This is a genomic window from Acidimicrobiales bacterium, from assembly GCA_036399815.1.
Classification (GTDB): Bacteria; Actinomycetota; Acidimicrobiia; order Acidimicrobiales; family DASWMK01; genus DASWMK01.
In genome coordinates this window covers 1-9,539 of sequence record DASWMK010000080.1, presented here as the reverse complement: position 1 = coordinate 9,539, position 9,539 = coordinate 1, and the positions used below count along the sequence as shown (strand labels likewise).

General features: G+C 75.9%; 10 protein-coding genes. 8 read left to right on the top strand and 2 right to left on the bottom strand.

Annotated features, from left to right (window positions below; genetic code table 11):
• From rho to VGB14_05910, 3 genes are all read left to right on the top strand, one after another.
• A partial coding sequence (gene rho / locus VGB14_05920) for a transcription termination factor Rho (GenBank protein HEX9992446.1) occupies positions 1-1,578 on the top strand: 1,578 nt, incomplete at its 5' end.
• 38 nt (positions 1,579-1,616) lie between these two features.
• Entirely contained in the window at positions 1,617-1,829 is a 213-nt protein-coding gene (gene rpmE, locus VGB14_05915) for a 50S ribosomal protein L31 (GenBank protein HEX9992445.1), read from the top strand.
• Between the two features lie 330 nt (positions 1,830-2,159).
• A complete protein-coding gene (locus VGB14_05910; GenBank protein HEX9992444.1) occupies positions 2,160-2,840 on the top strand; it encodes a hypothetical protein in 681 nt (226 codons plus the stop codon).
• Here the strand turns inward: VGB14_05910 and VGB14_05905 are convergent.
• Complete coding sequence (locus VGB14_05905; protein HEX9992443.1) at positions 2,791-3,297, bottom strand: DUF2243 domain-containing protein; 507 nt, start codon at positions 3,295-3,297, stop codon at positions 2,791-2,793. The two genes, VGB14_05910 and VGB14_05905, sit on opposite strands and share 50 nt — an antisense overlap.
• Before the next feature lie 45 nt (positions 3,298-3,342).
• Between VGB14_05905 and prfA the strand changes: the two genes are divergently transcribed.
• Both prfA and prmC read left to right on the top strand, forming a co-directional pair.
• Complete coding sequence (prfA, locus tag VGB14_05900; protein HEX9992442.1) at positions 3,343-4,413, top strand: peptide chain release factor 1; 1,071 nt, start codon at positions 3,343-3,345, stop codon at positions 4,411-4,413.
• A complete protein-coding gene (prmC, locus tag VGB14_05895; GenBank protein HEX9992441.1) occupies positions 4,406-5,290 on the top strand; it encodes a peptide chain release factor N(5)-glutamine methyltransferase in 885 nt (294 codons plus the stop codon). The genes prfA and prmC overlap by 8 nt, the downstream gene beginning before the upstream one ends.
• On the opposite strand, the gene VGB14_05890 is transcribed toward prmC, so the two are convergent.
• Positions 5,287-6,348 (bottom strand): zinc-binding dehydrogenase, encoded by a 1,062-nt coding sequence (locus VGB14_05890; GenBank protein ID HEX9992440.1) that lies wholly within the window; start codon positions 6,346-6,348, stop codon positions 5,287-5,289. The genes prmC and VGB14_05890 overlap by 4 nt on opposite strands.
• A gap of 36 nt (positions 6,349-6,384) precedes the next feature.
• Between VGB14_05890 and VGB14_05885 the strand changes: the two genes are divergently transcribed.
• From VGB14_05885 to VGB14_05875, 3 genes are all read left to right on the top strand, one after another.
• Positions 6,385-6,990, top strand: a complete 606-nt coding sequence (locus tag VGB14_05885) for an L-threonylcarbamoyladenylate synthase (GenBank protein ID HEX9992439.1) — start codon at positions 6,385-6,387, stop codon at positions 6,988-6,990.
• A complete protein-coding gene (locus VGB14_05880; GenBank protein HEX9992438.1) occupies positions 6,987-8,177 on the top strand; it encodes an aminotransferase class V-fold PLP-dependent enzyme in 1,191 nt (396 codons plus the stop codon). Before VGB14_05885 ends, VGB14_05880 begins: the two co-directional genes overlap by 4 nt.
• A gap of 66 nt (positions 8,178-8,243) precedes the next feature.
• On the top strand, positions 8,244-9,539 hold a 1,296-nt coding region (locus VGB14_05875), incomplete at its 3' end, for a trypsin-like peptidase domain-containing protein (protein HEX9992437.1).

Below are 9,539 nucleotides of genomic sequence, written 5' to 3'. Positions count from 1 at the left end.
GACGGCGCGGCGGCGCGGGTGGAGGAGCCGGCGAGCACGCCGGAGGTCGTCGGGCCGCCGGCCGGGCCCACCGACGCCGAGGCGACGGCGCCCGGTGCCGCCGCCGACGAGACGCCGGCCGCGGCGACCGCGGCCGTCCCGTCGCCCAACGGCGACGCGCCGGGCGGACAGGTGGCCCAGGCCGCCCGCCACGACGAGCCCACCCGCTCCCCGCAGCAGCACGGCCAGGGCCAGCAGGGCCAGCAGCACGGCCAGCAGCAGGGCCAGCAGCAGGGCGGCCAGCAGGGCCTCGACGGCGAGGCCGGCAACCGTCGCCGGCGCCGCCGGGGCCGCGACCGCGACCGGGACCAGCGGGGCGACCGCGACCGGGACCGGGACCGCGACCGCGATCGGGACCGCCAGCCCCAGGCCCAGGACGAGCAGTGGCAGGGCGAGCCGGTCGAGATCGAGGGCCTCCTCGACCTCCGCGACGAGGGCTACGGCTTCGTGCGCCGCAAGGGCTTCCTGCCGAGCAAGGACGACGCCTACGTGTCGGTGAAGCAGGTGCGCCAGTTCTCGCTGCGCAAGGGCGACCTCGTGAAGGGGGCCAGCCGGCCGGCCAACCGCAACGAGAAGAACCCGGCCCTCCTGCGCATCGACGCCGTCAACGGCAAGGACCCGGAGCTGGCCCGCACCCGGCCCCGTTTCGAGGACCTCACCCCGCTGTTCCCCGACGAGCGCCTCCGCCTCGAGGTCCCCGCCGACCCCACCAACATGACGGCGCGGATCATCGAGCTGATCGCGCCGATCGGGAAGGGCCAGCGCGGGCTGATCGTGTCGCCGCCGAAGGCGGGCAAGACCACGGTGATGAAGCAGATCAGCCGGTCGATCGAGACCAACAACCCCGAGGTCCACATGATCGTCCTGCTGGTGGACGAGCGGCCCGAGGAGGTCACCGACTGGCGGCGCTGGGTCATCAGGGGCGAGGTGGCGGCCTCGACGTTCGACCGCCCGTCCGACGAGCACACGCTCGTGGCCGAGCTGACCATCGAGCGGGCCAAGCGCATGGTCGAGGAGGGCAGGGACGTCGTCATCATCCTCGACGGCATCACCCGCCTGGCCAGGGCCTACAACCTGGCCGCCCCGGCCACCGGCCGGATCATGTCCGGCGGCGTCGACTCGGGCGCCCTCTACCCGCCGAAGAAGTTCTTCGGCGCCGCCCGCAACATCGAGGAGGGCGGCTCGCTCACCATCCTCGCCACCGCGCTGGTCGAGACCGGCTCGCGGATGGACGAGGTGATCTTCGAGGAGTTCAAGGGCACCGGCAACATGGAGCTGCGCCTCGACCGCAAGCTGGCCGAGCGCCGCATCTACCCGGCCATCGACGTGGACGCCTCGTCCACCCGGCACGAGGAGCTGCTGTTCCCGCGGCACCAGCTCCAGCAGGTGTGGAAGCTGCGCCGGGTGCTGTCCGGCCTGGCGGGCGAGGGCGGCGGCAGCGGCGGCGCCGGCCTCGAGCTGTTGATCGACCGCATGCGCACGTTCAAGAGCAACGACGAGTTCCTGGCCGAGGTGGCCAAGGCGCCGTTCTCCGGCTAGGGAATCGGCGACTCCCCACGAGCGTTCGAGGAAGCGACATGAAGGCAGCCATCCACCCCGAGTACACCGACACCCCGGTCCGCTGTTCCTGCGGGAACACGTTCACGACGAGGTCGACCGCCAAGGAGCTGCACGTCGAGCTGTGCAGCGAGTGCCATCCCTTCTACACCGGCAAGCAGAAGCTGGTGGACACGGGTGGCCGCATCGACCGGTTCGAGCGCCGCTACGGGCGGCGCAAGCCCCGCTCCTAGGCCCTGGCCTCCCGGCCCCCGACCCTCGACCCCGCCCGGCGCTCCGCGCTGCTGGGCGTCAAGCTCGGCGCGCTCGTCCGCGACCACTTCGGTCCGGGCGAGCGCGAGCCGGGCACGTTCCCCGGCGGCGCCACCCTGCGGGAGGGCGACCGCGCCTGGGTCCTCGCCGAGGACGAGCCCGGGCGCTCGCTCGGCCCGGCGCTCGCCTGGGCGCGCGCCAACGGCGTCGCCGAGGTCCACCTGCTCGCCACCGGCGCCACCGGCCTGCTGGCCCGGCGCGCCGCCGCGTTCGCCGACCCGCCCACCGTCTGGCGCGTCGACGGCCGCGCCGTGGAGCCGGCCGAGCCCGAGCCGCTCGGGCACCCCGGCGCCCCCCACCCGTCGGCCGAGCTGCTCGGCGTGATGCTGACGGCGGCCGGCGCCGACGTGGTCGTCGAGCACGGCGTGGTCAGCGGCGAGGTCCGCGGCCTGGAGATCGCCCGCGTGGCCGTGGACGACGAGGGCGCGGCCCGCATCGAGGTCGGCGTCGGCCGCCACGACCGCGAGGCGTTCGCCATGGTGCACGGCGACGTCCCGGCCGCCGAGGCGCTGGCCGACGTGATCGGCACCGTGCGCCGCCACCGCCACCCCGACGCCCCCCACCACCCGCTGAACCGCCTGGCCGGCGAGCGCTGGCTGCGGGCCACCGTCGTCGCCGACCCCGCCCTCGTCGGCGCCGCCCGCCTCGAGCCGGCCGACCCGGCGTCGCCGCGCACCAACGTGAAGGACCCGGTGCCCGCCCCCGCGGTGGGCGTGGACGCCGAGGGCCGGCCGGTCGTCGCCGTCTGCTCGGTCGGCGTGGACCTGGACCTCGTGCCGAGCGCCGTCGACGCCAGGGCCATGCACGCGCCCGGCGCCCGCCTGCTGCTCGTCGTCCCCGAGCGGGACGACCACCCGATGACGAGGGCGCTCGCCGCCGCCCTCAGGGACCCGGCCGAGGTGGTGCCGATCGCCGGCGACTGGCGCCGCTGACCACCAGGCCGGCCACGACGAGCAGGGCGCCGAGGACGAGGAAGCCCACGTCGTACACCCCGGTGTTCGGGACGCCCTCGCGGACGTGGTGCAGGCCGAGGAGGTGGTGGTCGACGACGCCCTCGACGAGGTCGAACAGGCCCCAGCCGACGAGCGCCCAGCCGAGGATGACCCGGCCCGACCAGGTGGTGGCGCCCCGGCGGGCGGCCCGCCACACGAGCGCCACGCCGGCCGCCGTGGCCAGCCAGGCGAGCACGTGGAACAGCCCGTCGGCCAGGGTGTTCGCCTCCAGCCCGTCGACGGTGTCGACCGGGTGGTCGCCGGTGGCGCTCAGCAGGTGGTGCCACTGCAGCAGCTGGTGCAGGACGATCCCGTCCACGAAGCCGCCGAGCCCCACGCCGAGGACGATGCCGGGGACGGCGAGGCCGGGCCGCCCGTGCTCCATGGTCCTCGCCACGCCGGGGGGCGGTACCCCGCGCCGACCGGCCGTAGCCTTGGCCCGGTGTTCGAACGGGTGGCGAACCTGGAGCAGGAGCTGGCGCAGGTCGAGGCGCGCCTGTCCGACCCCGAGGTGCTCGCCGACCCGGCCCAGCTCCGCGACCTGTCGCGGCGCCACAAGGAGCTCGACGCCGTCGTCGCCACCTGGCGGCGGCTGAAGGAGCGGGAGGGCGACCTCGCCACCGCCAAGGAGATGCTCGTCGACGCCGAGGGCGAGGACCGCGACATGGTGCGGGCCGAGCTCGACGACGCGGAGGCCGACGTCGCCCGGCTGAGCGAGGAGCTGCGGCTGCTGCTCGTGCCGAAGGACCCGAACGACGACAAGAACGTGATCGTCGAGATCCGGGGGGCCGAGGGCGGCGAGGAGGCGAACCTGTTCGCCAAGGACCTGTTCGACATGTACGCCGCCTACGCGACGCGCATGGGCTGGAAGCTGGAGGTGCTCGCCGCCGACCGCTCGGACATGGGCGGCTACAACGAGGTCACGTTCCTCGTGAAGGGCGACCGGGTGTGGACCCACCTGAAGCACGAGGGCGGCCCGCACCGCGTCCAGCGGGTGCCGGTCACCGAGAGCCAGGGCCGCGTCCACACGTCGTCGGCCACGGTGACCGTGCTGCCCGAGGCCGAGGAGGTCGACGTGCAGATCGACCCCAACGACCTCGAGGTCGACGTCTACCGCTCGTCGGGGCCGGGCGGGCAGTCGGTCAACACCTCCGACTCGGCCGTGCGCATCACCCACAAGCCGACCGGGCTGGTGGTGAGCATGCAGGACGAGAAGAGCCAGATCCAGAACCGGGCCAGGGCCCTCCAGGTGCTGCGCAGCCGGCTGCTCAAGCTGGAGCAGGACCGCCAGGCGGCCGAGCTGTCCGACGCCCGCCGCGGCCAGGTCGGCGGCGGCGGCCGGTCCGAGAAGATCAGGACCTACAACTTCAAGGAGAACCGGGTCAGCGACCACCGCATCGGGCTCACCATCTACAAGCTCGACAAGGTGCTCCACGGCGAGCTGGACGAGGTGGTCGACGCGCTCGTGCAGGACGAGCGGGCCCGCCAGCTGGCGGAGGGCGACGGTGCCTGACGCCGGCGCGGGCACGGTCACCTGGGGCCGCCTGGCCGCGGAGGCGGCGGCCGCGCTGGCCGACGCCGGCTGCGAGTCCCCCGAGGTGGACGCCCGCCGCATCGTCGAGCAGGCGTCGGGCTACGAGGGCGCCGAGTACCACCTCGCCCTCGACCGGCCGGCGACCGTGCGGGGGGTGGCCCACCTCGACGGCATGGTGGCCAGGCGGGCCGCCGGCGAGCCGCTCCAGTACGTGCTCGGCCGCTGGGCCTTCCGCACCCTCGACCTGCTCGTCGACCGCCGGGTGCTCATCCCCCGGCCGGAGACCGAGGCCGTCGTCGGCCACGCCCTCGACGAGCTCGACCGCATGGGCCCGGGGCCGGCCGTCGCCGCCGACCTGGGCACCGGCTCGGGCGCCATCGCCCTGTCCCTCGTGGCCGAGCGCCCGCGCGTGGAGGTGTGGGCCACCGACCAGTCGGCCGCCGCCCTCGACGTGGCGGTCGCGAACATGGCCGGGGTGGGCACGCCGGCCGCCCGGGTGCGGGTCGCCCACGGCTCCTGGTACGGCGCCCTGCCGCCGGAGCTGCGGGGCCGGCTGGCGCTCGTCGTCAGCAACCCGCCGTACGTCGCCGCCACCGACGACCTGCCGCCCGTCGTCCGCCACTGGGAGCCGGCGGCCGCGCTGGTGTCGGGGCCGACCGGGCTCGAGGCGGTGGCCGAGGTGGTCGCCGGCGCCCGGGCCTGGCTGGCGCCCGGCGCCGCCGTCGTCGTCGAGATCGCGCCCCACCAGGCCGGCGCGGCCGTCGACCTCGCGCTCGGGGCCGGGCTGCGCGACGCCGAGGTCAGGCCCGACCTGGCCGGCCGTCCGCGCGCCCTCGTCGCCCGCCGGCCGGCCTAGAGGGAGGCGCCCGAGCCGGGCTCCACGAGGATCTTGGCGTGGCGCTCGGGGTCGGCGAGGGCCGCGAACGCGGCCGGCACGCCGTCGAGGTCCACCGAGCCGGTGACGAGCGCGGCCGCGTCGACCCGGCCGTCGGCGATGGCGCCGAGCGCGCCCACGAACTCGAGCGGGTCGTAGCCGAGGGCGAAGGCCAGGTCGACCTCCTTGCCGACGGCGACGAGCGGGCGGATCACGTCGTCCTCCATGCACACGCCGACGACGCAGATGCGGGACCTTCTCGGCACGTCGCGGATCGCCGCGTCGATCATCCCGGGCACGCCGACGGCCTCGAACAGCACGAGCGGGCGGCGGCCGTCGACCCGGCGCCAGGCGGCCACGGCCGGCTCCTCGCGGGGGTCGACCACCTCGGTGGCGCCCAGGTGCCCGGCCAGCTCCCGGCGCCTGGCCGAGTGGTCGGCGGCGACGACGACGCCGACCCCCGCCATGCGGAGGGCGGCGACGACGGCGAGGCCGACGGGCCCGCAGCCGACGACGACGGCCGCGTCGGCCGGGGTGATCCTCGACCGGTGGACGGCGTGCACGCCGACGGCGAGCGGCTCGGTCAGCGCCGCCGTGCGGTGGTCGAGGCCGTCGGGCACGGGGACGCACAGCGGGGCCGACAGCAGCATCCGCTCGGCGTAGCCGCCGTTGTACCGGTTGGCGTAGCCGAGCGGGTAGACGCCGTCGGCGTCGCCGATCACCGGCACGGACACGACCACGTCGCCCTCGGCCACGTTGCCGACGTTGTCGCCGATCGCCTCCACCTGCACGCAGAACTCGTGGCCCATGACCACGTCGCGGGTGACGTCCATGGGGTGGGGCCGCAGCGGGTCGGCGGGGTCGTCGCCGGCCGCCTCCCTGGTGGCGGCGGCCAGCCGGTCGCCGTGGGTCAGCGCGTGCAGGTCGCTCCCGCAGATGCCGCAGGCCAGCACCCGGCCGAGCACCTGGCCGGGGCCGGGGGAGGGGTCGGGCACGTCGTCGACCACCAGCCGCCCGGCCCGCATGACCACGGCCCTCATGCGCTCGACCTCACCGGGCCAGCCTAGGTTTGGGGCGTGCCCGTGACCGTGCTGGAAGCCGGCGGCGACCGGCCGCCCCGCGAGGTCGTCGACGCCGTGGTCGAGGCGCTGCTGCGGGGCGGGGTCGTCGCCCTGCCGACCGACACGGTGTACGGGCTGGCCGTCGACCCCGGCGTGCCCGGCGCCACCAGGCGGCTGTTCGAGCTGAAGGAGCGGCCCGACACGCAGCCCGTCGCCGTGCTCGTCGCCTCGCTCGACCAGGCCCGCCTGCTCGCCCACCCCGTCCCGGCGTACGCGTCGAAGCTCATGGCCACCCACTGGCCGGGGGCGCTCACGCTGGTGCTGCCCCGGCGCCGCGGCGTCGGGCTCGAGCTCGGGCCGCCGCCGGACACCGTCGGCGTGCGCTGCCCGGACGACCCGCTCGTGCGGGCCGTCGCCGACCGACTCGGGCCGCTGGCCACGACCAGCGCCAACCGCCACCGCCACCCGACGCCGGAGACCGCCGGCGAGATCGCCGCCCTGTTCGGCGACCGGCTGGCGCTCGTGGTGGACGGCGGGGCGCGCGCCGGCCGGGCCTCCACCGTGGTCGACTGCACCGGGTCGTCGCCCGTCGTGCTGCGGGAAGGGGAGGTGCGGGTGTGAGGGGACCGTCGGACCTGCTCGCCTGGCGGGACGAGTTTCCGGTCGTGGGCACCAAGGTGTTCCTCGGCGCCCACACCCTGGCGCCGCTCTCCCGGCGGGCGAGGGCGGCGGTCGACCGCTTCCTCGACGTGTGGGAGGACATCGCCTCCGCCGAGCGGGTGTGGTTCCACCACATCATCCCGGAGATGCGGCGGCTGGAGGACCTCTACGCCCGGCTGATCGGCGCCGACGCCGCCGACGTCGTCCTCACGCCGTCGGTCAGCACGGCGCTGTCGTCGCTCGCCTCCGCCGTCGACCTGCGCGACGGGCGCGACGAGGTCGTGCTGTCCCGGCGCGAGTTCCCCACCGACTGCCACGTGTGGCTGGCCCAGCAGCGGCGGGGGGCGCGCGTGCGCTGGGTGGACGGGTCCGACGAGGCGGCGTTCCTCGACGCCGTCGGGCCGTCGACGGCCGTCGTCAGCGCGTCGCGGGTCTCCTACCTCGACGGGTCGGTGCTCGACGCGGCCGCGCTCGTCCAGGGCTGCCGGGCGGCCGGCGCCCTCTGCGTGCTCGACGACTACCACGGCTCGGGGGTCGTCGCGATCGACGTGCAGGCGCTCCGGGCCGACGCGCTCGTCGGCGGGCCGCTCAAGTACCTGCTGGGCGGGCCCGGCGTGGCCTTCCTCTACGTGCGGCCCGACCTCGCCGCCACCCTCGAGCCCACCGTCACCGGGTGGTTCAGCCAGCGCGACTTCTTCGCCTTCGACAACTCGGCCGTCGACTGGCCGGCCCACGCCGGGCGCTTCGCCCTCGGCACGCCGGCCCCGGCCGCCATCTTCGCGGCGGCCGCGGGGCTCGACATCGTCCACGAGGTAGGACCCGACCGCATCGTCGCCAGGGTGGCGGAGCTGACCGCCTACACCGTCGACCGGGCGGCCGAGGAGGGCTGGGCCGTGCGCACGCCGTCCGACCCGGCGCGGCGGGGCGGGCTGGTCGCCGTCGAGGTGCCCGGCGCCCCGGAGGTGCTCGACGCGCTCCTCGACCGGGGCGTGATCGTCGACGAGCGGCACGGCGCACTGCGGCTGTGCCCGCACTTCTTCACGAGCGAGGACGACGTCGACGCGTTCTTCGCCGCGCTGCGCGACGTGGCGGACGACACCGGCCCCACGGCCGCCACCGACGGCGGATCGGCGCTCGCCAACCGCTAGCGTTGCCGCCCGGGCGGAGCCGGGGACCACCCGGCGCGAGGGAGACGACAGGAGGCTTCGGAGCCAATGACCCCACCTGAGGGGCCCAACGACGCGCCGTACCCGGGTCAGGGGAGCGGCGAGGGCGGCTGGCCGGGCGGCCAGCAGCAGCCGCCGTCCGGCGGCCAGTACCCGCCGCCGCCGTCCGGTGGCGGCCCGTACCCGCCGCCGCCGTCGGGCGGGGGCCAGTACCCGCCGCCGCCGAGCGGCGGCCCGCAGTACCCGCCGACGGCGCAGCAGCCCCAGGCCTGGGGCCAGCCGGGCGGCCAGCCCGGCGCGCAGCCGCCCGGGTGGGGCGTCCCGCCGGGCTACACGGCCACCCCGCCGGGTGGCGAGAAGCGCAACCGCGCCATCCTCATCGGCGTCGGCGTGGTCGCCGCGCTCGCCATCGTCCTCGGCGCCATCGCCGTGTTCGCGGGCGGGGGCGACGACGACGACGACGGCGGCACGACCGGTGGGACCGGGACGACGACGGAGCAGGCGGCGTCGGGTGGGGCGATCGGCTCCGTGGACGAGGTGCAGTCGGCGACCGTGCAGATCGTGGCCCAGGGCAGCTTCGTCGATCCCGAGCTGGGCGAGCAGCTGAACGCGGCCGGCGCCGGGTCCGGGTTCATCGTCGACCCGTCGGGCATCGCCGTCACGAACAACCACGTGGTCACCGGGGCGGCGTCGCTGCAGGTGTACGTGGGCGGGGACAGCGAGCCCCGCAACGCGCAGATCCTGGGCACCTCGGAGTGCTCGGACCTGGCGGTGATCGACATCGAGGGCGACGGGTTCCCGTTCATGGCCTGGCACGAGGGCGAGGTGAGCACCGGCCTGGACGTGTTCGCGGCCGGGTTCCCGCTCGGCGACCCCGAGTTCACCCTGACGCGGGGGATCGTCTCCAAAGCCGACGCGGGCGGCGAGACGACGTGGGCGTCGGTGGACGCGGTGATCGAGCACGACGCCACCATCAACCCGGGGAACTCGGGCGGCCCGCTGGTGGACGAGCAGGGCCGGGTGGTCGGCGTCAACTACGCCAGCCTGGCCGAGGCCCGCCAGTCCTTCGCCATCGCCGGCGGCGAGGCGCAGGGGCTCGTGGAGCGGATGCAGGGCGGCGAGCACGTCGAGTGGCTCGGCATCAACGGCCAGGCCGTGATCGCCGAGGACGGCGGCCTGTCGGGCGTGTGGGTGGCCGCCGTCGAGTCCGGGTCGCCGGCCGCCGAGGCCGGGATCCAGGGCGGCGACATCGTGACCAAGCTGGAGGGGCTGGCCCTCGCCACCGACGGCACGATGGCCGACTACTGCGACATCCTCCGCACCCAGGGCTCCGACGCCCCCCTC